We start from the raw sequence: 24,884 nt of genomic DNA, 5'->3' as shown, positions 1-24,884 counted from the left end.
TATTATTTAACTTAAAATAGATTCTCGCTTTTGTGGGAAAAATTATGTCTTTAAAGAAAGCCACATTTGTTATTGTTGTAATTCTGCTGATTGATCAAATTAGTAAAGTGTATATAAAAACACATTTCCAATTGGGAGAAGATATTACTGTGTTTTCATGGTTTAAAATTGCTTTTATAGAAAATGACGGCATGGCTTGGGGTACAAAATTGAGCGATTTTGTGAGTTTTATTTCAGATGAAACTGCAAAATTAGTTTTAACCTTATTTAGAATTGTTGCCGTAACTGGTATTGCATTTTGGCTTATAGATGTAACGAAAAAGAAGAGATCTAAAACTTTGATATTTGCGATTTCTATAATATTTGCAGGTGCTTTAGGTAATATTATAGATTCAGTATTCTATGGTGTTTTGTTTAATGATAGTGTAATGCAAGTGGCTTCATTTTTACCAGAAGAAGGCGGGTACGCTAAGGTGTTTCATGGAAATGTTGTAGATATGCTTCATTTTCCAATTTGGAGCGGTGTACTGCCAGATAATTTGCCGTTAATAGGTGGAAAATACTTTTCGTTTTTTGATCCTGTTTTTAATGTGGCTGATATGGCCATAAGTACAGGAATTGGCATTTTAATTGTGTTTAATAAAAAAGCCTTTGATGAGTCTTCTAAAATTGAAACACCTGATTCGGAGTCACACAATAATCTAACTTAATATCATCTTCGGAAGCTTCAATAGTTTCAACTTCGGCTTCAAAAAAAGACAGTCCTATTTTTAAAGTTTCAGGCTTACAATCTGCTAAAAATCGATCGTAAAATCCTTTTCCGTAGCCAATTCTGTGACCTAATTTATCAAAAGCTAAAAGCGGAATAAATACCACTTCTAATTGTGAAGATTGAATTTCAATACCATCTACAGGTTCAGGAATGTTATAACTGTTTTTTTTAATGGTTGTACTATCCGTTAGCAGAACATGTGACATGCTGTAATCTTCAAAGTTACTTTTAGAAATCACAATGTGTTTGTCTTTTCCTGCTAAAATATTTAGGATAAAATCGGTATCAATTTCTTTTTGTTCTGCAATAGTTAAGAAAATATGATAAAAGGATTTATTCCAAATATCTAGTGTTAATAATTGATTAGCAATGGCCAAGCTAAAATTGTCAATTTCAGTGTTAGATAGCTGTTGGCGTAACTCTTTATATTTTTTTCTTAATAAAGGCTTTTTCATTAGTCTTCAATTTCGGTAGAAATATGGAAAATAGCATCACCTTGATATATAATAGGAGATTCATTTACATTAAAAATATAACCTGCATTTGGTGATTTTACAAAGTAATTAAAACTGCCATAAGGATCTGTAATATTACCTAAAACCTGCCCTTTGTTTACAAAGGCATTTATGTTTACTGTGGCTTTAAACATTCCAGAGTATTTAGCTCTTAGCCATTTGCTATCTTTAATTACGACAGCGTCTACCTTAGGTTGTGATACTTTATATTTACTTCTTAGCATTCCTAAGTGATGTAATACGCGTTTGGCTCCATTAACACCTGTGTTGGTAATAGTATTATGGATATTGAAAGATTTTCCTCCTTCAAACAGTAGCATAGGTATGCCTGCTTTATCGCAAGCATTTCTAAAGGATTTATTTAGATTTTGCGAATAATAAATAAAAGGAGCACCAAAAACATGTGCAAGTTCTGTAAGTTTTGGATTGTCTTTTACTATTCTAATTTGAGCCGCATTAAATCGGTCTGATCCTCCAGTGTGAAAATCCATAGCAAAATCAACATGTGGTACCAATTCTGTCATTACAAAATTAGCCACTCTACTTGCTAAAGAACCTTTAGGATTTCCGGGGAAAACACGATTTAAATCACGACCATCAGGAAAAAGGCGGTCCATATTTAAAAAGCCAAATACATTTATTACAGGCACGCAGATTGTTGTACCAATTTTGGGTTTGTTTATGCCTTTTGCTATAATTTGTCTTACAATTTCTACACCATTGACTTCATCTCCATGAATACCAGCAGTCATTAATACGGTTGGGCCAGGCTGCTTGGAGCGTTCAATTATAATAGGAACAGCCAAAGTATTTCTGGTGTGTAATTTTGCAACTTCAAAAGTTACAGTAGTACTTTTACCAGGAGCGACTTCAACTCCTAAAATATTTAAAATATCTTTTGGCATCTGTTTATCTTCTGTTTCGTTCTATAAAAGTAATAATGGCTTTTGCTATATTTCTTTGTGTTGCTGCTTCAATACCTTCTAATCCAGGTGTTGAATTTACCTCTAATAATAATGGGCCACGCGAAGATTGTAGCATGTCTACACCACAAACAGGTAGTTTTAGAACCTTAGCAGCTTTCATTGCTAATTTTAGTTCATCATCATCTAATTTTATAATATTAGCAGAGCCACCGCGATGTAAATTAGATCTAAACTCTCCTTCTTTACCTTGGCGTTTCATGGCACCAACTACTTGGCCATCTACAACTAATGCTCTTAAATCTGCACCTTTGGCTTCTTTTATAAACTCTTGAACAATAACCCTCGCTTGTAAGCCATTAAAGGCTTCTAAAACAGATTCTGCTGCATTTTTTGTTTCGGCTAAAACCACACCAAGACCTTGGGTGCCTTCAAGTAATTTTATAATTACAGGTGTACCTCCTACATAATTAATAACTTCCTCTACATCTCTAGAATAATTGGTAAATACCGTTTTAGGCATGCCAATTCCAGCTTTACTTAAGCGTTGTAAGCTTCTTAGTTTATCTCGAGAACGTGTAATAGCATCAGAAGGAGCAATGGTAAAAACGCCCATTTCTTCAAACTGTCTTACAACAGCACAACCATAAAAGGTAATAGAGGCTCCAATTCTAGGAATAATCGCATCAACATAATCTAAGTAACGATCCTTATAATAGATGGTTGGTTTTTCCTTTTCTATAATAATATCGCATTTTAAGGGGTCAATAATTTCAATTTTATGACCTCTCTTTTCGCCCTCTTCAACAAGGCGTTGTGTAGAGTAGAGTTCGGCGTTGCGCGAAAGAATTACTATGTTCATTTAGTTATGGTTTGTTTATAGGATTGATTTTCGATATCGACATCGACTAAAAATTTGTGTTTTAAAAACTGGCGACCTATTAATACAGGGAATTTCATGTCTTCTCTGGTGCTTAAAGTTAAGTTAATCTTATAGCTTTTACCAAAAAACACAACTGTTGTTTTTATTTTGTAGCGATTTTCTTTATGTCCATTACTACTTTTTACGTCTGTGTAAGTGTAAGTGTCAAAAATAACTTCATCACTTTTAAAATTTGGATGTCCTTTACTTTCAAAAATACAATAGAGTTTATTGTCTACTTCTCTGATTTTTGAGCAATGAATAGCAGAAGTATAAGCTCCAGTATCTATTTTAACATCAATAGCCTTAAGTTTTAGTTCGGGAAAGTCAACTTTATCAACACGTCCCAAAATCTTTTTTGTCATAAATTAAAAATATAAAAAGAGGCACAAGGTAATGATAAAGTGCATTAATTATACACGAATATTTTTACGAATTATTACCTTTGGTTAAATGCCAGAATCGACCTTACAAATTCAGATAAAAACGCTTCCTCACCAACCAGGTGTATATCAATATTTTGATATAGACGAACGTTTAATATACGTTGGAAAGGCTAAAGATATAAAAAAGCGTGTAAGCAGTTATTTTAATAAGCATCACGACTATGGTAAAACACGTGTTTTGGTGAAAAATATTGCGTCAATAAAACACATTGTTGTAGAAACAGAAAATGATGCTTTACTACTTGAAAATAACCTCATAAAAAAATACAAGCCAAAGTATAATGTTTTACTCAAGGATGATAAATCTTATCCGTGGATTTGTATTAAAAAGGAACGATTTCCAAGAGTGTTTTCTACCAGGCGTGTTATTAAAGATGGTTCAGAATACTTTGGACCATACACAAGTATGAAAACGGTGAAGACTCTTTTAGGTTTAATAAAAGGCTTGTATCAATTGCGAACTTGTAATTATGATTTGTCTGAAGCTAAAATCGAGGCAGGGAAATACAAGGTATGTTTAGAATACCATTTAGGAAACTGTAAAGGAGCTTGCGAAGGTTATGAAAGCGAAGAAGCATATGCTGCTAATATTACGGCAATTAGAGAGATTCTAAAAGGAAATTTTAAAGATTCCTTACAGCAATTTAGAATACAAATGCGGCAGTATGCAGAAGCTATGCAATTTGAAGATGCCCAGAAAATAAAAGAAAAGCTAGAGGTTTTAGAAAATTACCAAGCCAAATCTACTATTGTAAACCCTAAGATTAGCAATGTAGATGTGTTTTCTATTGTAAGTGATGAAACTTACGCTTACGTTAACTTTTTGCAATTGAGTTATGGCTCAATAATTAGGTCACATACCTTAGAATTAAAAAAGAAACTGCAAGAGTCAGATGTTGATTTGTTAGAATTAGCAATTACAGAAATAAGACAGCGTTTTAATTCTAATTCTAAAGAGATTTATGTACCTTTTAAAGTAAATTTAGGAACGGAATTAAAGATAACAGTTCCGAAACTTGGAGACAAAAAAAGTATTTTAGATTTGTCTATTCGAAATGCAAAGTATTTCCGAATGGATAAACTCAAACAAGTAAAAATTGTAGATCCAGATAGGCATGCTAATAGAATAATGGCGCAAATGAAAGCCGATTTACGATTGTCTGAAGAACCAAGACATATTGAGTGTTTTGATAATTCTAATATTCAAGGCACAAATCCAGTAGCAGCATGTGTGGTTTTTAAAAACGGAAAACCGAGTAAAAAGGATTACCGTCATTTTAATATAAAGACAGTTGAAGGTCCCGATGATTTTGCATCTATGGAAGAAGTTGTATATAGGCGATATAAACGTTTGTTAGATGAAGATGAGCCTTTGCCACAGCTTATAATTATAGATGGAGGAAAAGGACAGTTGTCCTCTTCGTTAAAAAGCTTAGATGTGTTAGGATTACGAGGAAAAATTGCTATCATTGGTATTGCCAAACGATTAGAAGAATTATTTTATCCAGATGATCCTATTCCGCTGTATTTAGATAAGAAAAGTGAAACTTTAAAAATCATACAACAGTTAAGAAACGAAGCGCATCGTTTTGGTATAGAACACCATAGGAATAGAAGGAGTAAAGGAGCATTGACAACAGAGCTAGAAAACATTCCAGGAGTAGGAGAGCAAACTATTATAGATTTAATGAAGCAATTTAAAACGGTAAAACGAATTGCGAATGCTAAATTAGATGAATTGGAAGCTGTTGTTGGAGTATCGCGAGCAAATAAAGTGTATAACTATTATCATAAAGAATAAATTAAAGAAACAAATATCTTGAGAGGTTCAGCATAATGAAAAATAAACATCTAATAGTATTACTATTTCTAATTGTGCTTTTTTCTGCAAAAGCACAAAATAGCACTGCTAATTCTGAACCAAAAGTAGGTCTAGTATTAAGTGGTGGTGGTGCTAAAGGGTTTGCTCATATTGGAGTCTTAAAAGTAATAGATAGTCTAGAAATAAAAGTAGATTATATTGCTGGTACAAGTATGGGGGCAATTATAGGATCGTTGTATGCGTCTGGATACTCTGGTAAGCAACTCGAAAAAATGTTTGAAGCTCAAGATTTTGATGAATTAATAAATGATGCATTTCCAAGAAGTTCAAAATCATTTTACGAACGCGAAAATTCAGAACGATATGCTGTAACCTTACCTTTTGATAATTTTAAAATCAGTTTGCCGTCAGCCTTATCTCGTGGACAAAATGTCTATAATTTACTATTTCAGCTCATGCTTCCGGTTAATTCTATTTCAGATTTTGATCAATTGCCTATTCCTTTTTTTTGCATTGCCACTGATATTGAAACAGGAGAATCTTTAATTATGGATAAAGGTAAATTGGCAGAAGCTGTTACAGCAAGTGGCGCTTTGCCTTCTTTATTTCAGCCTGTAGTAATTGGTGAGAGAATTTTAATTGACGGCGGAGTTACTAATAATTTTCCGGTCGAAGAATTACGAGCCAAAGGCATGGATATTATAATTGGAGTTGATGTTCAGGACGGTTTAAAAGATAGAGAATCTTTAAATTCGGCGCCAGATATTCTAATGCAAATTAATAATTTTAGGACTATAAATGCAATGAGAAATAAGTCGGAATTAACCGATATTTATATTAAACCTGATATTAGTAATTTTTCTGTAATCTCTTTTGATGAAGGCGAGAATATTATTGCTAATGGTGAAGCCGCAGCCAGAACTCAACTGACTAAATTACAAGGTGTAAAGCAGCAGCAATCAACTTATAAAAAACCAAAAGAAGTTAAGGTTTTAGATAGTCTTAAAATTAGAAATGTGAATATTGATGGTAATGAACGTTATACCAGAGCATATCTTCTTGGAAAATTAAAGTTAAAAGAAAAAGTAAAAATAAGTTACGCAGATTTTAAACAAGGAATAAACAACCTTATTGCCACTAATAATTTTGATACGTTTAGATACCAATTAGAAGCTACAGAAAATGAATCTGAATATAGTTTAGTAGGTAGTGTAAAAGAGTCCGGAACTAGTACATTCTTAAGATTAGGTTTGCATTATGATGAATTATACAAAAGTGCCATACTTGCAAATATTACGCAAAAAAAGTTATTGTTTAGTAATGATATAGCTTCATTAGATTTGGTGTTGGGAGATAACAGTAGGTATAATTTTGACTATTTTATAGATAAAGGGTTTTATATTAGTATTGGAGTAAAATCGCGTTTCAATCAGTTTAATAAAAATGTTAATCCTTTATTGGCCTTAGACGCAGATTCACCTTTTTTAGTAGGTTTAAATAAAATTGATGCAAAAATTTCAGATTTTACAAATCAGTTGTATTTGCAAACTATTTTTAGAAAGGATTTTGCATTAAAGATAGGTGCAGAGCATAAGCATCTAAAAATAACTTCGGAAACTATTATTGATAACGTACGAGAAGATAAAATAACTTTTGAAAACACAGATTACTTTAGTGTGTTTGGAAATTTAAAGTTCGATGATTACGATAATGCGCTTTTACCAAAAAGAGGATTTTACTTTGATGGAAACTTTCATTTGTATTTAAAAGCATCAGGATTAAACAAGAGTTTTGACAAGTTTTCAATAGCTAAAGCAGATTTTGGTTATGCCTTTAGTTTTAATGATAAATTAGCATTAAAAACGGAAGCAAGTGGTGGTTTTAAAATAGGAGATAAATCTACAAAAGCATTAAGTTTTGCTTTAGGTGGTTATGGCGAAAACCTTATAAATAGTTTTTATTCTTTTTACGGTTACGATTATTTAACCCTAACTGGAGATAGTTTTGTAAAAGGAACACTAACTTTAGATTATGAGATTTTTAAAAATCATCATATTCTTTTGGCTGGTAACTTTGCTAATATAGATGATGGACTTTTTGAGTCGGGTGAATTTTTCTTATCGCCAAGCTATAGTGGTTATGCTGTTGGATATTCTTTAGAAACGTTTTTAGGGCCTTTGGAAGGTAAATTTACGCATTCGCCAGATACAGGTAAAAGCTATTGGCTTTTTAATCTTGGGTTTTGGTTTTAAAAACTTATTTTCTAGTGTTGAATTTATTTCAGCATCTCACATAAATTTTCGATATTTGTGTATTATGAAACCCTTCTGGCAAAACATAAAATTACATCTTCACTTCCTTATGAAAAGGAATCCAGAATAAATACACATTTTTTGTACCTTTAAGCATAGTTTGATATATACCAAATAAACGGATAATCAATTCAACTTTTTAAACCATTCAAAAAATGCCATTTTATCATAAATTAGGGGAAATTCCACCAAAGCGCCACACACAGTTTAAAAAACCAAATGGCGATTTTTATTACGAACAATTGTTCGGAACTATTGGTTTTGACGGTATGTCTACCAACAGTTACCATGAGCAACGACCAACTCAGGTAAAAGAAATTAAAAAGCAATATAGCGTAGCTCCCAAAATTGCGAAAGCTAACAATATACAATCGTATCGTTTTAGAGGATTTCAAGTAAAACCAGAAAACGATTATTTAGACAGTCGTAAAATTGTATTAACCAATACTGATTGTAATATCATTTTAGCTGCACCAAAAGAATCTACAAGAGATTATTTTTATAAAAACACGGATGCAGACGAGTTAATTTTTATCCATAAAGGCACAGGGAAATTAAGAACCATGTTAGGTAATCTCGATTTCAAATACGGAGATTATCTTTTAGTGCCAAGAGGAATTATCTACCAACTAGATTTTGATACAGAAGATAACCGCTTATTTATTGTAGAATCGTACAGGCCAATTTATACACCTAAACGTTACCGTAATTATTTTGGGCAATTGTTAGAGCATTCACCTTTTTGCGAACGCGATTTACGCCAACCTCAAGAGTTAGAAACCTATAATGAGTCCGGTGATTTCTTGATTAAGGTCAAAAAACAAGATGAAATTATAGAAATGGTCTATGCCTCACATCCCTTTGATGTTGTAGGTTACGATGGTTACAATTACCCATATGCATTTTCAATTCACGATTTCGAACCTATAACGGGGCGTGTACACCAACCACCACCAGTACATCAAACATTTGAAACTGACGCTTTTGTGGTTTGTAGTTTTGTGCCAAGACTATACGATTATCATCCGCTTGCAGTTCCTGCTCCATATAACCATAGTAATATAGACAGTGATGAGGTGTTGTATTATGTAGATGGTGATTTTATGAGTAGAAATGATATTGATGCAGGTCATATTTCTTTACATCCTGCAGGAATTCCGCATGGTCCGCATCCAGGAGCTATGGAGCGCAGTATAGGTAAGGTAAAAACAGACGAGCTAGCTGTAATGGTAGATACATTTAAGCCCTTAAAAGTAACGGAAGAGGCTTTAAAAATAGCTGACGAAGATTATTTTAAATCTTGGTTAGAACACTAATTATTACATTAAAAAAAATCACTTAAAATAAATGAATCAAAACAAATTATCAGCAGACCCATTAGCACTTATTTTAGGTGTGCTAGCTCTAGTTATTGGTATTGCAAGTTGTTGCTGTTACGGAATAACAGCAATTGTACCATTAATTATGGCCATAATAGGTCTTGTTGTAGCAAATAAAAGCTTAAAAGAGTTTGGAGAAAATCCAGAAGCTTTTTCACCACAGTCTAGAAGTAACGTTAATACGGCTAAGATTATAAATATTATCGCTATTGTAATTAATGGATTAATAGTGCTTATGGCCGCAGCCGTTTTAATTTTTTACGGAACGATGTTGTCTTCGGGAATGTTAGATGATTTTAATGATTTTGAAAATGATGATTATTACTATGATTCGGAAATGGAGTCAGACTCATTAAATACATGGGAAGATGATACTTATGAAGATGATACTTATATCATTGAGGAGGATTCTACAGAGGTAGATACAAACGAAAAAGAGTTTTTTTAATAAGCAATAAAAGTTTTGATTTTAAAACATTAAATAAAATAGTATGGCAAAAGAAGTTAAAAGTGTAAACTACGGTTTAGAAAAAATATTTGAAGGAGCGCAAGATTTTTTGCCGCTTTTAGGAACAGATTACGTCGAGTTTTATGTTGGTAATGCAAAGCAATCAGCTCATTTTTATAAAACAGCATTTGGTTTTCAGTCGTATGCATATAAAGGATTAGAAACAGGTTCTAAAGACTCTGTAAGTTATGTGCTAAAACAAGATAAAATTCGTATTGTACTTACAACTCCGTTAAATAGTAGTTCTGAAATAAACAAACATATTGTTAAGCATGGAGATGGTGTTAAAGTTGTTGCACTTTGGGTAGAGGATGCACGTAAATCTTACGAAGAAACAACAAAACGAGGCGCAAAATCTTACATGGAACCAACGGTAGAAAAAGACGAGTTTGGAGAAGTTGTAAGAGCAGGAATTTATACCTACGGAGAAACAGTGCACATGTTTGTAGAACGTAAAAACTATACAGGAACATTTATGCCAGGTTTTGTAGAGTGGAAGAGTGACTACAATCCAGAACCTGTAGGTTTAAAATACATTGACCACATGGTTGGTAATGTAGGTTGGGGACAAATGAATAAATGGGTAAAATGGTATGAAGACGTAATGGGATTTGTAAACTTTTTATCTTTTGATGATAAACAAATCCACACAGAATACTCTGCTTTAATGAGTAAGGTAATGAGTAATGGAAATGGCCGAATTAAATTCCCAATTAACGAACCAGCAAAAGCAGCTAAAAAGTCTCAAATTGAAGAATACTTAGATTTTTACGAAGATTCAGGAGTACAACATATTGCAGTTGCTACAGACGATATTATTAAAACCGTTTCACAATTAAAAGCAAGAGGTGTTGAGTTTTTACCACCTCCACCACAAGCCTATTATGATGATATTCCTAAACGATTAGGTGAGCATATGGACATGATGAAAGAAGATATTAGTGAGCTTCAAAAGTTATCTATAATGATAGATGCTGATGAAGAAGGCTATTTATTACAGATTTTTACAAAACCTGTAGAAGATAGACCAACATTATTCTTTGAGATTATTCAGCGAATGGGAGCTCAAGGTTTTGGTGCAGGTAACTTTAAAGCCTTGTTTGAATCTATTGAGAGAGAGCAAGCCAAAAGAGGGACATTGTAAAAAAAAAGCGCGTTTAACTTCTTACAAGTAAACGCGCTTAAAATTTTAATTTCCATTTCATATAATCTTAACTCAAATGAGGAGAAATGGATAGCTCTATACTAAGATAAATTGAATTTAAGAAGGTAAGCATTAATCTAAAAATAGTTTTAAATTAACTAAGGTTTTTGCGTTGTGATTTAATGATTTATTACATTTGGAATAGTAATTGTATTTAAGATAATTGTAACAGAAAAAATCCGTTACATTAATTACATTTACAAGCTAAAGGTTATAAGGCGAGCATTTAAAAAAATATATTGCCAAACAGAAAACTAATAGTGGACTACATGTGACTTAAAACAAAAATATAAACACATGAAATATTTTTTTACAATCATATTATTCTTAGTCGGATTTCAAACATCAAATATTGAAAAGGAATCCGCATTTCAAGATGGAGAGTGGTTTAAATTCAAAATGAGCTATAGTGGTTTTCTTAAAGCAGGTAACGCAACACTATCTGTAAAAGATACTAATTTAGACGGAAAACCTGTTTTTCACGTTGTAGGTAAAGGGTGGACTACTGGAGCCATAAAATGGTTTTTTAAAGTTAAAGACCGTTATGAAAGCTATTTTGATAAAGAAACAGGAGCACCTTATAAATTTATAAGAAAAATTGATGAAGGTGGTCACACAAAAAATATTGAAATTAAATTTGATCATGCTAAACGAATAGCAGAAGTCAATAATAAAAAGAAAAATGAAATTAAGACCGTAGCTACAGAAAAGGATGTACAAGATATGGTTTCAATGTACTATTATCTAAGAAACAACATAGATGTAGCTGCTTTAAAAGTTGGTGACGAAATAAAAACCAACATGTTCTTTGATGCAGAAAATTACGGATTTAAACTCAAATACTTAGGCGAAGAAACTATTAAAGTAGATGTTAATGATTCTGATGTAAAAGTAAAAACTTTAAAATTTAGACCTTATGTTATGGCTGGTCGTGTTTTTAAAGAAGAAGAAAGTTTAACACTGTGGGTCAGTGCCGATAAAAATAAAATCCCTTTAAGAATTAAAGCAGATTTAGCCGTAGGTTCTCTACGTGCAGATCTTGTGGAGTTTAAAGGATTAAAACACTCCTTTCAAATAGAATTTTAAGATTAACCAAATATATGTCAGATCAACCAAATTACGACGAAATTATAAAAGCACTTCAAGAGAAGTACGAAAAAATAGACCAAGATACAGACGACCATTTATACGGTTTATTGTATAGCAAACCAATAACGTATTGGGATTATATTCAGACAGATGCTTTGTTGAACTTACAAATTCAGCGTACAACACTTCCTGATGAAATGGTGTTTATCGCTTATCATCAAATTAATGAGTTGATTTTTAAAATGATACTTTGGGAAATTTCTCAAGTAGCAGAAAAAGAAAATATGGATGTTACTTTTTTTGAAAGTAAACTCATGAGAATTAGCCGCTATTTCGATATGTTATCAACCTCATTTAATATTATGAGAGAGGGTATGGATGTTGAACAGTATATGAAATTTAGATATACCTTAACTCCTGCGAGCGGTTTTCAAAGTGCACAATATAGATTTATAGAATTTGCATCTACAGAATTGATTAACCTTATTGATTATAGGTTCCGAAAAAATATTGATAGAGATACTTCTTATACACATGCGTTTGAACATTTATATTGGCAAGCTGCAGGAAAAGACTATAAAACAGGAAAAAAATCCACACTTTTAGTTAATTTTGAAAAACGATACAAGGATGAGTTTTTAAGGTTTATGAAAACCTATAATACTAAAAATCTTTGGACACGTTTTAAAGAATTACCAAAAGAAGATCAGGAAAACGAAGAGCTTATTAAAGCTATGCGTCATTACGATTATACTGTGAATGTCTCTTGGGTAATGGCACATTATAATGCCGCCAAACATTATATAGATAGCGGTATTGGTGATGGAGAAGCAACTGGCGGAAGTGATTGGAAAAAATACATGCATCCAAAATATCAAAGACGTATTTTCTTTCCAGAATTATGGAGTGCAGAAGAATTAGAAAATTGGGGAAATAATTTATAATTAGCTTAATTAATGCAGTTAAAACGATTAATAACAATTGCTGTAATTGCAGTAAGTGTATATGCTTGTAAAGAAGATAACTCAGCAGAAGTAGCATACGAAAAAGAATTAGCAGAAATAGTTGAAGAAGAAAAAATTCTAGAGTTTGGTTTTGATATCAATAACTATATTGTAAAACGAGATACCATTCAAAAAGGAGATAGTTTTGGCGAAATTTTGCAACGAAACAATATAGGATATCCAGATATTTTTCAAATTGCAGAAAAAACAAAAGATACTTTTGATATTAGAAAACTTCATCCAGGTAAACCTTATACATTATTATTTTCAAAGGAATCAGAAAAAGATAGCCTGCCAAGTCCAGAAACGTTTATTTATCAAACAGATCAAGTAGAGTATGTTGTGGTAAATTTAAAAGATTCTATTCACGCCTATACAAGTAAAAAACCAGTAACGTATATTGAAAAAATAGCGACTGGTGTTATAGAGAGTAGTATTTCTAAAACATTAGAAGATAAAGGACTGAGTCAGCGATTAGCTTATAAAATGGCTGATGATATATATGCATGGACTATAGACTTTAGAAGACTTCAAAAAGGAGATCGCTTTAAGGTTATTTATACAGATAAATATATTGATGATAGTATATACGCAGGAGTACATGATGTAAAAGCGGCGTATTTTGAACATAATGGAGATTCTTTGTATGCTTTTCGGTTTCAAACAGATTCTGTAAAAGGGATTGTAGATTACTTCAATGAAGATGCAAAAAACCTAAGACGTGCATTTTTAAAAGCTCCTGTTCAATTTAGTAGAATATCATCGCGCTATAATTTAAAACGCCGTATTGCGGTTTATGGTTATAAAGTGCGCCCTCACAAAGGAACCGATTTTGCAGCACCAATAGGGACACCAATTATGGCAACAGCAAATGGAACAGTTGTAGAGTCTACAAGACGAGGAGGGAATGGTAAATATGTTAAAATAAGACATAACGATACCTATTCTACACAATACCTTCACATGAGTAAACGCTTAGTTGAAAAAGGGCAATTTGTAAAACAAGGAGATATTATTGGTAAGGTTGGAATGACAGGAAATACAGGTGGCCCTCATGTGTGTTACCGCTTTTGGAAAAACGGACAACAAGTAGATCCATTTAAACAAAAACTGCCAGAAGCTAAACCAATTTCAGACAGTTTAAAAGTTAAATTCTTAGAGCATATTAAGCCTATAAAACAAAGATTAGACAATATCTTTTTCTTGGAAGCAGATCCAATTCAACCAGAAAACACAATCACTGAAGATACTAACGTAGATATATAATAATGGCATTAAAAGCAACCAACCCAACCACTACAAAAGCGTGGAAACAATTACAAGCGCATTTTGAATCTATTGCGTCTCAGCATTTAAAAGATGTATTTAGCTCTGATGCTGAAAGAGCAAATAAACTAACTGTACAATGGGAAGATTTTTATGTTGATTTTTCTAAAAATAGAATCACTACAGAAACAATTGATTTATTGGTTGCGTTAGCAAACGAGTTGGATTTAAAAGGTGCAATTTCAAAATATTTTGAAGGAGACGTCATCAATGCTACAGAAGGAAGAGCTGTTTTACATACAGCGTTAAGAGCACCTAAAGATGCAGCGGTTTTTGTAGATGGTGAAAATGTGATTCCTGAAATTTATGAAGTAAAACAAAAAATAGAAGCGTTTACCAATTCAGTTGTAAGTGGTAAGCACAAGGGCTTTACAGGTAAAGCTATTACAGATGTTGTAAACATTGGGATTGGTGGTTCAGACCTTGGGCCAGCAATGGTTGTAGATTCGCTTCAATATTATAAAAATCATCTAAATACACACTTTGTAAGTAATGTAGATGGAGACCACTATCAAGAGGTTATTAAAACGTTAAATCCCGAAACAACATTATTTGTAATAGTTTCAAAAACATTTACAACACAAGAAACCTTATCTAATGCCAATTCAATTAGAGCTTGGTTTTTAAAGTCGTTACCACAAGAAGCAGTGTCTAAACATTTTGTAGCGGTTTCTACAAATATTAAAAGTGTAAAAGCATTTGGAATAGACGAAGCTAATATTTTCCCTATGAAAGATTGGGTTGGTGGTCGTTTTTCATTGTGGAGTGCTGTTGGTCTTTCTATAAGTTTAGCTTTAGGCTACAAGCATTTTGAAAGCCTTTTAGAAGGAGCACATCAAATGGATGAGCATTTTAAAACGACAGATTTTAACCAAAATATACCTGTTATTTCAGCATTATTGACGGTTTGGTATAATAATTTTTTTAATGCCGAAAGTGAAGCTATAATTCCATACACACAATACTTAAATCAATTTGCGACTTACCTTCAACAAGGTATTATGGAGAGCAATGGAAAAAGTGTAGATAGAAATGGGAACAAGGTAAACTACCAGACAGGAACCATAATTTGGGGAGAGCCAGGTACAAATTCGCAACATGCGTTTTTTCAGTTAATACATCAAGGTACAAAGTTAATTCCAACAGATTTTATTGGTTATGTTGAGTCGTTACATGGTAATAAAGATCATCATAATAAATTAATGTCTAATTACTTTGCGCAAACCGAAGCCTTAATGAATGGTAAGACTGAAGAGGAGGTCTTGTCGGAATTAAAAGGGCAATCATTGTCGCAAGAAGAGATGTCTAAATTGCTGCCTTTTAAAGTGTTTGAAGGTAATAAACCAACAACGTCATTGTTAATTCAAAAGTTAACACCAAAGAGTTTAGGGAAACTCATAGCTATGTACGAGCACAAAATTTTTGTACAAGGTATTGTTTGGAACATTTATAGTTATGATCAATTTGGTGTAGAATTAGGTAAACAACTCGCTAAATCTATACTAAATGAGCTAACTGATGTTAGTACAGACGCTAATCATGATGCTTCTACGCAAAATTTATTGGCTTTTTATAAGAAAAATTGTTAAAAATTGTTAAAAAGTTTTAGTAATTTTAACTGTTAATGCGTTAAAGTTGTTGATTCTATATTTATCTTCGTAAGGCTTAATTGTTAACATTGAGTTAATGTTTTAGCTATTGTAATGCGTAATTTTGCGCTGATAAAAACCAATTAACTGAAATTTTATATGAAAAAATTTAGTCTTTTTTTATGTGTTGTTGTTTTGACAGGCTTAACAACAATTGCATACGCTCAAAGCTCTATTAAAGGTAAAGTAATAGATGCTGAAACAAACTCGCCGCTTCCAGGTGCGAATATTCTTGAAAGAGGAACTTCAAACGGAGTTGATACAGATTTTGATGGTAATTTTGTATTATCAGTTAATTCTAACTCTGGTGAAATAGCAATCTCTTATGTAGGTTTTCAAACTAAAATAGTTAAGTTTAGTGGAAGTGTAGATTTAGGTACTATAGCTTTAAACCCTGACAATACTTTAGATGAAGTTGTTGTTGTTGGTACAGGAGTTATTGATTTAGCTAATAGTAGAGAAACACCTGTCGCTGTTTCTACTATTAGAGGTAGAGATATTCAATTAAAATCTTCTGGTAATGTTGAATTTGGTGAAGCTATGAAAAACACACCTTCTGTTTATGTTTCAAACCAAGCTGGTGGATTTGGTGATAGTCAAATTTTCTTAAGAGGTTTTGATCAAACTAATACCGCTTATTTATTAAACGGTCAGCCAATTAATGGTATGGAAGATGGTAGAATGTACTGGTCTAACTGGTCTGGTATGTCAGATGTAGCTAACGTAGTACAGGTTCAAAGAGGTTTAGGATCTTCTAAATTAGCGATTTCTTCTGTTGGTGGTACAGTAAACATTGTTTCTAAAACTACAGACAAACAAAAAGGAGGATTTGTAAGGTTTTTAGGAGGTAACGATAGTTATGTTAAAAGTACTGTTAGTTATGATTCTGGTATAAACGAAAAAGGATGGGCTTTTTCTGTATTATTAGATCACTGGCAAGCACATAGAAAATACTCAATTGGTACAGCTGGTCAAGGACAAAATTATATGTTCTCTGTAGGTTATAAGCCAAACGAAACTCACACATTTAACTTCTTATTGACTGGTGCACCTCAATGGCACGACCAAAATTTCTCTCAAGATCTTGAGTTTTATCAAGAATATGGAGAAAAAGCAAACAGTAATTCAGGTTTTTATGAAGGTGAGCGTTATACAGAACGTCGTAACTTCTATCACAAGCCAGTGGCTAACTTAAACTGGGATTTTGATATCAATGATAAATTAGATTTATCTACAGTATTATATGCATCATGGGGACGTGGTGGTGGAACAGGTAATGTTGGTAACGGTAGAGTTAGAGTTGGTGGAGATGGTTTAAATGCTGAAGAAATTGACTTTGATCAAATCGAAGAAAACAACATTGCTAGTGCAACAACTATTAATGGAGGTCAATATGGTACGTTTGGAGATTCTTATTTAAGACGTTCTTCAATGAACAGTCATAACTGGTATGGTTTACTTTCTAACTTACAGTACGATGCTAACGAAAACTGGTCAATGAATTTTGGTATTGATGCTAGAACTTATAACGGTATTCACTTTAGACAATTAGAAAACACATTAGGTTTAGATGGTTATAACGATAATTTTAGAACTGATCGCCCAAGTGATTATGTAATTACAGAAACTTTTGATGCTGATCCATGGTCTGCTTTATTTAATTCTGCTGATAATGATCAAAGATATGATTACAACTATGAAGAAGTAATTCAGTATTTAGGTGCTTTTGGTCAAGCAGAGTATTCTAATGATAACTTCTCTGCATTTATTCAAGGTGCTGTTTCTACACAATCTTACCAAAGAGAAGGATTTTTTACAGGACGAGGAAATGGTTTAGGTAAGTCAGATAAAGTAACTAAACAAGGTTATAACATTAAAGGTGGTGCTGCTTATAAAATTAATACAGAGCACTCTGTTTTTGCTAATGCAGGTTTTTACTCTCGTCAGCCTTTCTTAGATAATATTTTTACAGATATTAGATATGATAATGCACTTGCTGAGCCAGATGTAGATAATGAAGAGATTACAGGTTTTGAAGCGGGTTACCGTTTTAAAAATAAAACATTAAGAGTTAATATTGATGTTTATAGTACAGAATGGGGTAATAGATTTCTTTCTATAAATGGACCAGTTCAGCCAGGTGCTGATGGTATTATTGATGGTGAAGATGGTCAGGTTTCTGGTGATGATGAATTTAGTACTTATAGATTAACAGATGTAACCCAAAGACACAATGGTATTGAGTTTGATATGGAATACCGTCCATATGGTGGGTCTTGGTCTTTTAGAGCATTTGGTTCTATTGGAAATTGGAAATATGATGGTGAAACACCATATACATTACAAAATGATGATACAGGTGATTTTATCACAACTGATGGTAATGTAGATTTAACAAATGTTAAAATTGGTAATGCTCCTCAAACATCTTTTGGTTTTGGTTTTAGAGCTGATGTTGCAAAAGGACTTTCTGTAGATATGGATTACAATATTTACTCTGGTTTATATGAGTTTGTAGATCCTGCAGATGTAGCTGATGCTGCTTTATCTAATGAGATTTATGAATCTGTAAAATTACCAGCTTATACTTTAGCAGATGCTGGTATAACTTATAAGTTTTCTTTAGGAGATAACCCGTTAACATTTAGAGCTAACATATATAATTTATTTAACGAAGCTTATATCAACCAAAAAGATGCATTTGGTTACTATTTAGGTATTGGAAGAACTTTCAATGCGAGTTTACGTTATAACTTCTAAAGTTTGTAAAGCATAAACTATAATAAAAAAAGACAGCCATTTGGCTGTCTTTTTTTTGTTGTGCTATTTTCATAACTATAAAATAGTAGTTCATTAAATAAGATTATACAAGAATCTAAGTTGTCTGTCAAATACCATTTAATTGTAAAGCAAACAAGCTTTAGTTGTTGCTGGTTTAAGGCTAATAAGTCTAGCTAAATGCCGTTAATTTTTGGAATGGATAAATGATTAAGCTAATCCCTGATTCATGCTTAGAGGGCTTATTCTCAAGATTTGTTTAACAATACTAATTTGAAATGGACTAAGAGTTTAATCTTTCCACTCAACACTCTCCATAATACGCTTAATATCTTTTTTTAGATACTCTGAAGCAGGATAAATAGAATCGTAATTAGGTTTAGCATAGAAATAAAGCGAACCACTTAAAAAATGATTGGTGCTATCTGTAACATAAAATTGAGATTGTGATGCAGCATCGCCTCCAATTTCATAAAACATTCCATAAACCTGCTTTTCAGCATTTACAAATTCACCTTGTGCAATCTCATCTGCTTTCATGGTGTGTTTTTGAGTAAGGTTTTGAGCATCTCGTAACAACTTCTCTAAGTTTCCATCTTTTACTTCTTTATAGGTGAGATAAATTGTAGCCTTTAAAGAAGGATAATTAACATCAATGCCTTTAATGTCTGCCGTAGATTTTACAAACTTTATAGGATCCGAAAGTTCATTTTTTTCAAAAGAAAACGGTAATGGAACTGTAGCTTTTTTATAGACGGCTTTTGGATATTCGAGTCTTAAATAGCCTTTTGGTTTTGGTAATGGATCATCTCCACAGCTTAACATTAATAAACTTAAAATGGGAAGAACTATGCGTTTCATGTGTTTGTATTTATTGTTTTTGTAGGACACGTATTATTTTAGTTATTATCACCTTATTGGATAATGTGTAATGTGCTCGTTTTAAACGTGTGTCCCTAATAACGTAAGTTTTATTTGTTTAATACGCTTACGTTCTAAAGCTTCTACTGTAAAAACGTAATTTTCAAAATTTATTTTACTTCCTATTCTTGGGAAGCCACCTGAAATTTCTAAAACAAAACCTGCAAGTGTTTCTGCTTCTCCTTTCCGAGCTTCAAAAAGTTCAATATCATCTTCAATACCAACTATTTTATATACATCTTTAAGAGGAGTCTTGCCTTCAAAGCTATAATTGTTATTGTTTAATTTGGTATAGATTAAATCGTCATCATCATATTCGTCACTAATATCTCCAACAATTTCTTCAATAATATCTTCAAGAGACACCAATCCAGAGGTACCTCCGTATTCATCAACAACCACAGCAAGATGTACTTTTTTGGTTTGAAATTCTACCATTAAATCATCTAATTTCTTGTTTTCTGGTACAAAGAAAGGTTCTCGTAAAATGGTGGTCCAATCAAATGTTTTCTTATTTAAATGTGGTAATAAATCCTTAACGTAAAGCACTCCTTTAATCGTATCGATGTTTTCTTCATATACCGGAATACGAGAGTAACCATTGTCAATAATTTCTTTTATAATGGTTTCATAAGGCGTGTTTATATTTAGAGCAAACAAATCCATTCGAGGTCGCATTACCTGTTTGGTATCTGTGTTTCCAAACGATACAATACCTTGTAATAGTTTTTGTTCTTCCTTTGTGGTGTCTTCGTCGTTGGTCAATTCTAGGGCTTGAGACAACTGGTCTACACTAAGATTAGAGCGTTGTTTCCCAAATTTATTCTGAATTTGAATGGTTACAAAGCGCATTGGTAAACTTAAAGGAGAAAAAACCACATCTAAAAAGCGTAATGGTCTTGCCATAAAAGAAGAAAATTTTACACTATTTCTACTCGCGTAAATTTTAGGAATAATTTCTCCAAATAATAATATTAAGAATGTTGCCGAAACAACTTCAACTAAAAACCTAAACAAGGTACTTGTAATACTGCTAAAAAGCGTTTCTCCTATATATGCAAACAATAGAACAATAGCAATATTTATAAAATTATTAGCAACTAATATGGTGGCTAATAATTTTTTTGGGCGTTCTAAAAGTGTTGCAATAATTAACATTGCAGGAGATTTTTTTTCTATACCTTCATCTATATTAGATTTGGTAAGTGAAAATAAAGCAACTTCAGCTCCAGAAATTAAAGCAGAACACATTAATAAAATAATAAGAATGATAATACTTGTTATAAACGAGCTACTGATAACTACTAAATGTGAAATTAAAACCGTGGGTTCTGGGTCCAAGATAAGGTTAGTTTAAAAGTTGGTTAGAATGGTAAATCATCATCTCCCTCTGGTTCTGCATTTGTTGGTGCAGGTTGTTGTGGTTGAGGATTGGTATTTTGCGTGTTAGGTTTATTGGATTGTTGTTGGTCATTCTTAGGTGTTAAGAATGTAAATTCATCACATTGAATTTCTGTAGAATAACGATCCATACCTTTATCATCTGTCCATTTTCTAGTTTTTATTCTACCTTCAATATAAACTTTATCACCTTTAGTAAGGTATTTTTCACAAATTTCAGCCGCTTTATTTCTAACCACAATATTGTGCCATTCTGTATTGGTTATGCGTTCGTTTGTTTGCTTATTTACGTAAGATTCGCTAGTGGCAATAGGAAAACGACCAACACAATTTTTATCATCAAAATAATGCATTTTTACTTCGTCACCTAAGTTTCCGATGAGCATCACTTTATTTAATGTTCCAGCCATAATTATTTATTTTTTGTAAAGTTAGTCTTTTTGAAAGTACTCCATTAAAAGTAATAAAAAAATGTGATTTCTTTAAGATTCTAAAATGTGAACTTATGTAAAAAGTTGCTAATAAGCACTGGAGCAGGATATTTTGTTAGTGATTCAATAGAAATTGCTTCTTTTGGTAAGTGTTCTGTTTCAATAATCCAGAATTTAGTATACAGATGTTGGTGAGATAATTTGTGAACAATATCTGTTTCATTATATAAAGAGTAATCGAAGGGAGTTGTTTTTAAAAATGTGTTTTCAATATCTAGTAAATCAAATTCATTAATACTTAGACTTTTTTCTGATTCAATTAAAGGAAACTGATAGAGGTTTTGCCAAATTCCTTTTTTAGTACGTTTTTCAAAAAGAACCTTTTTATTAGGGTCTATACAGACTAAAAAGTTGAAATATTTAGTGGTAACTTTAGTTTTTTTCAATTTTACAGGAAGCGTATCGACTAGTTTTTTCTGAAGTGCTACACAACCCGATGCAAGTGGGCACGTTGTACAATCGGGATTTTTAGGTTTGCATTGCAGCGCGCCAAACTCCATGATAGCTTGGTTGTATGTGGCAGGTTGATCTTTGCTTATTAGAGAAGCTGCTAAAGACTTAAATTCTTTAATACCTAAAGTTGAATTTATAGCAGTATCAATTCCAAAATAACGAGAGAGTACACGATATACATTACCATCTACTACAGCAGCAACTTCACCAAATGCAATAGATGCAATAGCACTTGCTGTATAATCTCCAACCCCTTTTAACTTAAGTAAGTCTTTATAAGTGTTTGGAAATTGACCCTCTAATTCATTAACAATATATTTTGCTGCTGTATGAAGATTTCTAGCTCTAGAATAATATCCTAATCCTTGCCATAATTTTAAAACGGATGTTTCAGAAGCTTCAGCAAGGTCAAAAATTGTAGGATATTTGGTAACAAATGCGTCATAATAAGGTAATCCTTGCTTAACTTGTGTTTGTTGTAAAATTATTTCTGATAGCCAAATGTAATACGGATTACTAGTTTTTCGCCAAGGTAATTCTCTTTTTTTGACTGAGTACCAGTTAATTAGTTTGAGGTTGAAATCCATTTAGTGTTTTTAATGAAAAACAAAATTAAATGTTTATTGTGTTAAATTTTAATTAATTACGTTTGAACTATTGAAATTAAATTACCTATATTTGCAATCCCTTAGAATTTAAAGTAACCCTAAAACTAATAACAATGACAAAAGCCGATTTGGTAGCAAAAATATCTGACAAGTTAGGTATTGAAAAAGGTGACGTACAAGCAACTGTTGAAACCTTTATGGAAGAAGTAAAAACATCTTTAGAAAGCGGAGATAACGTATACTTAAGAGGTTTCGGAAGTTTCATTATTAAAACAAGAGCTGAAAAAACAGGTCGTAATATTTCAAAGAATACTACAATAAAAATTCCTGCTCATAACATTCCTGCATTTAAGCCAGCTAAAGTATTTTTAGAAGGTGTTAAATCTAATGTTGAGGTTAACTAAGAAAGCATTTAAACAAAATATTAATTAAAAAGAATTATTTATTATGCCAAGTGGTAAAAAAAGAAAAAGACACAAGGTAGCGACGCACAAGCGTAAAAAACGTAGACGCGCTAATCGTCATAAAAAGAAATAAATTGTTAAAAGTAGTTTTATAACTACTTTTTTCAGTTTTAAAGAAACGTTCTTTGATATAGAATCTGGTGTATTTAATAGAGTATGCCATGGTTTGTTGGATATTACATCCTGTGTCAAATAATTTAGTAAACTCCATCTAACTCAATGAAGAGCTAGATATAAATTAACATTATGAACAAAGAATTAATCGTAAGATCGAGTTCAGATATTGTTGATTTTGCCTTATTAAAAGATGGAAAACTTATTGAATTACACAAAGACGAAGAGGACAATGACTTTGCGGTAGGCGATATTTTTATTGCCAAAATCCGTAAAGTTATGCCTGGTCTAAACGCTGCGTTTGTAAACGTAGGGTATGAGAAAGATGGTTTTTTACACTATCATGATCTAGGACCGCAATTGCCTTCGCTTTTAAAATTCATTAAGCGTGTAAGCACAGGGAAATTAAGGGATTACACCCTTAAAGACTTTCCTATGGAAAAGGATTTAGATAAAAATGGCAGCATTGCGAATGCCATAAAATCGAATCAATCCATATTAGTACAAGTAGTAAAAGAACCAATCTCTACAAAGGGACCACGCATTAGCTCAGAATTGTCTATTGCAGGAAGATACATTGTCTTGGTACCATTTTCTAATCGTATTTCAATTTCACAAAAAATTGAATCGCAAGAAGAAAAAGACCGCTTAAAAAGACTCGTAAAAAGTATTACACCTAAAGGGTTTGGAGTTATTATTCGTACCGTAGCAGAAGGCAAAAAAGTTGCCGAGCTCGATACTGATTTACAAAATTTGCTGGATCGATGGACAGCAATGTGTAAAAAACTGTACAAAGCACATCACCCAACAAAAGTATTGGGAGAAATGAATAAAGCATCCTCAATTTTGAGAGATATTTTTAACGATTCATTCTCTGGTATTGTTGTAGATGATGAAGAAATGTATGTACAAGTAAAAGATTATGTGCAGCAAATTGCACCAAAAAAAGAATCTATAGTGAAGTACTATAAAAATGGTGTTCCAATTTTTGAAAAATATGGCATAGAACGTCAGATTAAAACATCATTTGGTAGAACTGTCTCTATGGCAAAAGGCGCTTACTTGGTAATAGAACATACCGAAGCCCTTCATGTTGTAGATGTAAACAGTGGTAATCGCTCTAATAAAGAGAAAAACCAAGAAGACACTGCTTTAGAAGTCAACATGATTTCAGCCCAAGAAATTGCTCGCCAATTACGATTACGTGATATGGGAGGCATTATCGTTGTCGATTTTATAGATATGGGCAAAGCAGAAAATAGAAAAAAGCTTTATAATTATCTTAGAGATGAGATGAAAGATGATAAAGCAAAGCACAAAATATTGCCGCCGAGTAAGTTTGGATTAGTGCAAATCACCAGACAACGCGTTAGGCCAGAACGCAATATTAAAACGAAAGAAGAAAATCCGAATTTAGTAGGAGGAGATGAAATCGAAGCACCAATTAAAGTGGTAGAACGTATTAATCAAGATTTACAACGTATTTTCAAAAAAGACTATAAAAAGGTAACACTTAATACACACCCTTTTATAGCAGCCTTTTTAACCAAAGGGTTTCCATCAGTGCGTTCAAAGTGGTTTTTTGAACATAAAAAATGGGTAAAAGTTTTACCTAGAGATGCTTACACTTATCTTGAATATCATTTTTTTGATAAAAATGGTAACAAAATCAAATAATATCTATTAGAAAAGCCCAACTAAAAATTTTAGTTGGGCTTTTTGTTTTAATATGGGTTTGTATTTATTTGTAACGTCTTTTCGTATTCCAAACAATGGCACTTGA

Annotated in this window: 21 protein-coding genes; 13 read left to right on the top strand and 8 right to left on the bottom strand. The window is 32.3% G+C overall.

The window, feature by feature from the left end; all coding sequences use genetic code 11:
• Positions 1-44: 44 nt before the first annotated feature.
• Positions 45-710 carry a lipoprotein signal peptidase gene (locus ABD730_RS16635; RefSeq protein WP_344716042.1) on the top strand — a complete coding sequence of 222 codons (666 nt, stop codon included), beginning with the start codon at positions 45-47 and terminating at the stop codon, positions 708-710.
• Here ABD730_RS16635 and ABD730_RS16630 read toward each other — a convergent pair.
• The 4 genes from ABD730_RS16630 to ABD730_RS16615 are packed head-to-tail and all read right to left on the bottom strand — an operon-like array spanning position 664 to position 3,497.
• The gene (locus ABD730_RS16630; protein WP_344716041.1) at positions 664-1,227 is read right to left on the bottom strand and encodes a 5-formyltetrahydrofolate cyclo-ligase; all 564 of its coding nucleotides are present in this window, start codon (positions 1,225-1,227) and stop codon (positions 664-666) included. The two genes, ABD730_RS16635 and ABD730_RS16630, sit on opposite strands and share 47 nt — an antisense overlap.
• The gene (locus tag ABD730_RS16625; protein ID WP_215926802.1) at positions 1,227-2,192 is read right to left on the bottom strand and encodes a succinylglutamate desuccinylase/aspartoacylase family protein; all 966 of its coding nucleotides are present in this window, start codon (positions 2,190-2,192) and stop codon (positions 1,227-1,229) included. Before ABD730_RS16625 ends, ABD730_RS16630 begins: the two co-directional genes overlap by 1 nt.
• Positions 2,193-2,196: 4 nt before the next feature.
• Positions 2,197-3,072, bottom strand: coding sequence for a 30S ribosomal protein S6--L-glutamate ligase (gene rimK / locus ABD730_RS16620; protein WP_344716039.1), 876 nt, complete (start codon positions 3,070-3,072; stop codon positions 2,197-2,199).
• Positions 3,069-3,497: an ATP-dependent zinc protease family protein gene (locus tag ABD730_RS16615; RefSeq protein WP_215926804.1), complete on the bottom strand. Its 429-nt coding sequence runs from the start codon at positions 3,495-3,497 to the stop codon at positions 3,069-3,071. The genes rimK and ABD730_RS16615 overlap by 4 nt, the downstream gene beginning before the upstream one ends.
• Before the next feature lie 88 nt (positions 3,498-3,585).
• Here ABD730_RS16615 and uvrC point away from each other — a divergent pair, with 88 nt between their 5' ends.
• The 10 genes from uvrC to ABD730_RS16565 all read left to right on the top strand — a co-directional run bounded on the left by uvrC (position 3,586) and on the right by ABD730_RS16565 (position 18,631).
• A complete protein-coding gene (gene uvrC, locus ABD730_RS16610; protein ID WP_334465837.1) occupies positions 3,586-5,379 on the top strand; it encodes an excinuclease ABC subunit UvrC in 1,794 nt (597 codons plus the stop codon).
• Between the two features lie 35 nt (positions 5,380-5,414).
• Positions 5,415-7,652, top strand: coding sequence for a patatin-like phospholipase family protein (locus ABD730_RS16605; RefSeq protein ID WP_344716038.1), 2,238 nt, complete (start codon positions 5,415-5,417; stop codon positions 7,650-7,652).
• Between the two features lie 215 nt (positions 7,653-7,867).
• Positions 7,868-9,028 carry a homogentisate 1,2-dioxygenase gene (locus ABD730_RS16600; RefSeq protein ID WP_344716037.1) on the top strand — a complete coding sequence of 387 codons (1,161 nt, stop codon included), beginning with the start codon at positions 7,868-7,870 and terminating at the stop codon, positions 9,026-9,028.
• A gap of 31 nt (positions 9,029-9,059) precedes the next feature.
• A complete protein-coding gene (locus ABD730_RS16595; RefSeq protein ID WP_344716036.1) occupies positions 9,060-9,539 on the top strand; it encodes a CCC motif membrane protein in 480 nt (159 codons plus the stop codon).
• 43 nt (positions 9,540-9,582) lie between these two features.
• On the top strand, positions 9,583-10,743 hold the full coding sequence (gene hppD / locus ABD730_RS16590) for a 4-hydroxyphenylpyruvate dioxygenase (RefSeq protein WP_215926809.1): 1,161 nt from the start codon (positions 9,583-9,585) through the stop codon (positions 10,741-10,743).
• A gap of 357 nt (positions 10,744-11,100) precedes the next feature.
• Positions 11,101-11,889 (top strand): DUF3108 domain-containing protein, encoded by a 789-nt coding sequence (locus ABD730_RS16585; protein ID WP_334465821.1) that lies wholly within the window; start codon positions 11,101-11,103, stop codon positions 11,887-11,889.
• A gap of 14 nt (positions 11,890-11,903) precedes the next feature.
• Entirely contained in the window at positions 11,904-12,836 is a 933-nt protein-coding gene (locus ABD730_RS16580) for a tryptophan 2,3-dioxygenase family protein (RefSeq protein WP_344716035.1), read from the top strand.
• A 12-nt stretch (positions 12,837-12,848) separates the two neighbouring features.
• Complete coding sequence (locus ABD730_RS16575) at positions 12,849-14,162, top strand: peptidoglycan DD-metalloendopeptidase family protein (protein WP_334465815.1); 1,314 nt, start codon at positions 12,849-12,851, stop codon at positions 14,160-14,162.
• A gap of 2 nt (positions 14,163-14,164) precedes the next feature.
• On the top strand, positions 14,165-15,811 hold the full coding sequence (gene pgi, locus ABD730_RS16570) for a glucose-6-phosphate isomerase (protein ID WP_344716034.1): 1,647 nt from the start codon (positions 14,165-14,167) through the stop codon (positions 15,809-15,811).
• 159 nt (positions 15,812-15,970) lie between these two features.
• The gene (locus tag ABD730_RS16565) at positions 15,971-18,631 is read left to right on the top strand and encodes a TonB-dependent receptor (RefSeq protein WP_344716033.1); all 2,661 of its coding nucleotides are present in this window, start codon (positions 15,971-15,973) and stop codon (positions 18,629-18,631) included.
• Between the two features lie 309 nt (positions 18,632-18,940).
• Here ABD730_RS16565 and gldD read toward each other — a convergent pair whose 3' ends face one another.
• The 4 genes from gldD to mutY all read right to left on the bottom strand — a co-directional run bounded on the left by gldD (position 18,941) and on the right by mutY (position 22,502).
• Positions 18,941-19,510, bottom strand: coding sequence for a gliding motility lipoprotein GldD (gldD, locus tag ABD730_RS16560; RefSeq protein WP_344716032.1), 570 nt, complete (start codon positions 19,508-19,510; stop codon positions 18,941-18,943).
• Positions 19,511-19,591: 81 nt separating this feature from the next.
• The gene (locus ABD730_RS16555) at positions 19,592-20,911 is read right to left on the bottom strand and encodes a gliding motility-associated protein GldE (RefSeq protein ID WP_215926816.1); all 1,320 of its coding nucleotides are present in this window, start codon (positions 20,909-20,911) and stop codon (positions 19,592-19,594) included.
• A 23-nt stretch (positions 20,912-20,934) separates the two neighbouring features.
• Complete coding sequence (locus ABD730_RS16550) at positions 20,935-21,381, bottom strand: single-stranded DNA-binding protein (protein WP_215926817.1); 447 nt, start codon at positions 21,379-21,381, stop codon at positions 20,935-20,937.
• An 80-nt stretch (positions 21,382-21,461) separates the two neighbouring features.
• Positions 21,462-22,502, bottom strand: coding sequence for an A/G-specific adenine glycosylase (gene mutY, locus ABD730_RS16545; protein WP_334465795.1), 1,041 nt, complete (start codon positions 22,500-22,502; stop codon positions 21,462-21,464).
• A gap of 134 nt (positions 22,503-22,636) precedes the next feature.
• Between mutY and ABD730_RS16540 the strand changes: the two genes are divergently transcribed.
• Positions 22,637-22,927, top strand: a complete 291-nt coding sequence (locus ABD730_RS16540; RefSeq protein ID WP_008270198.1) for an HU family DNA-binding protein — start codon at positions 22,637-22,639, stop codon at positions 22,925-22,927.
• Between the two features lie 306 nt (positions 22,928-23,233).
• Positions 23,234-24,778, top strand: coding sequence for an Rne/Rng family ribonuclease (locus tag ABD730_RS16535; RefSeq protein ID WP_215926819.1), 1,545 nt, complete (start codon positions 23,234-23,236; stop codon positions 24,776-24,778).
• Positions 24,779-24,884 lie beyond the last annotated feature (106 nt).

Origin of the sequence: Winogradskyella damuponensis (genome assembly GCF_039538385.1) — a bacterium.
Lineage (GTDB): Bacteria > Bacteroidota > Bacteroidia > Flavobacteriales > Flavobacteriaceae > Winogradskyella > Winogradskyella damuponensis.
The sequence above is the reverse complement of the archived record's forward strand: the minus strand, read 5'-3'. Positions and strand labels throughout refer to the sequence as shown.

What these genes read in the sequence shown, in the direction of transcription:
- ABD730_RS16635 (WP_344716042.1), top strand. Translation starts at nt 45, where the DNA reads ATGTCTTTAAAGAAAGCCACATTTGTTATTGTTGTAATTCTGCTGATT.
- ABD730_RS16630 (WP_344716041.1), bottom strand. Translation starts at nt 1,227, where the DNA reads ATGAAAAAGCCTTTATTAAGAAAAAAATATAAAGAGTTACGCCAACAG.
- ABD730_RS16625 (WP_215926802.1), bottom strand. Translation starts at nt 2,192, where the DNA reads ATGCCAAAAGATATTTTAAATATTTTAGGAGTTGAAGTCGCTCCTGGT.
- rimK (WP_344716039.1), bottom strand. Translation starts at nt 3,072, where the DNA reads ATGAACATAGTAATTCTTTCGCGCAACGCCGAACTCTACTCTACACAA.
- ABD730_RS16615 (WP_215926804.1), bottom strand. Translation starts at nt 3,497, where the DNA reads ATGACAAAAAAGATTTTGGGACGTGTTGATAAAGTTGACTTTCCCGAA.
- uvrC (WP_334465837.1), top strand. Translation starts at nt 3,586, where the DNA reads ATGCCAGAATCGACCTTACAAATTCAGATAAAAACGCTTCCTCACCAA.
- ABD730_RS16605 (WP_344716038.1), top strand. Translation starts at nt 5,415, where the DNA reads ATGAAAAATAAACATCTAATAGTATTACTATTTCTAATTGTGCTTTTT.
- ABD730_RS16600 (WP_344716037.1), top strand. Translation starts at nt 7,868, where the DNA reads ATGCCATTTTATCATAAATTAGGGGAAATTCCACCAAAGCGCCACACA.
- ABD730_RS16595 (WP_344716036.1), top strand. Translation starts at nt 9,060, where the DNA reads ATGAATCAAAACAAATTATCAGCAGACCCATTAGCACTTATTTTAGGT.
- hppD (WP_215926809.1), top strand. Translation starts at nt 9,583, where the DNA reads ATGGCAAAAGAAGTTAAAAGTGTAAACTACGGTTTAGAAAAAATATTT.
- ABD730_RS16585 (WP_334465821.1), top strand. Translation starts at nt 11,101, where the DNA reads ATGAAATATTTTTTTACAATCATATTATTCTTAGTCGGATTTCAAACA.
- ABD730_RS16580 (WP_344716035.1), top strand. Translation starts at nt 11,904, where the DNA reads ATGTCAGATCAACCAAATTACGACGAAATTATAAAAGCACTTCAAGAG.
- ABD730_RS16575 (WP_334465815.1), top strand. Translation starts at nt 12,849, where the DNA reads ATGCAGTTAAAACGATTAATAACAATTGCTGTAATTGCAGTAAGTGTA.
- pgi (WP_344716034.1), top strand. Translation starts at nt 14,165, where the DNA reads ATGGCATTAAAAGCAACCAACCCAACCACTACAAAAGCGTGGAAACAA.
- ABD730_RS16565 (WP_344716033.1), top strand. Translation starts at nt 15,971, where the DNA reads ATGAAAAAATTTAGTCTTTTTTTATGTGTTGTTGTTTTGACAGGCTTA.
- gldD (WP_344716032.1), bottom strand. Translation starts at nt 19,510, where the DNA reads ATGAAACGCATAGTTCTTCCCATTTTAAGTTTATTAATGTTAAGCTGT.
- ABD730_RS16550 (WP_215926817.1), bottom strand. Translation starts at nt 21,381, where the DNA reads ATGGCTGGAACATTAAATAAAGTGATGCTCATCGGAAACTTAGGTGAC.
- mutY (WP_334465795.1), bottom strand. Translation starts at nt 22,502, where the DNA reads ATGGATTTCAACCTCAAACTAATTAACTGGTACTCAGTCAAAAAAAGA.
- ABD730_RS16540 (WP_008270198.1), top strand. Translation starts at nt 22,637, where the DNA reads ATGACAAAAGCCGATTTGGTAGCAAAAATATCTGACAAGTTAGGTATT.
- ABD730_RS16535 (WP_215926819.1), top strand. Translation starts at nt 23,234, where the DNA reads ATGAACAAAGAATTAATCGTAAGATCGAGTTCAGATATTGTTGATTTT.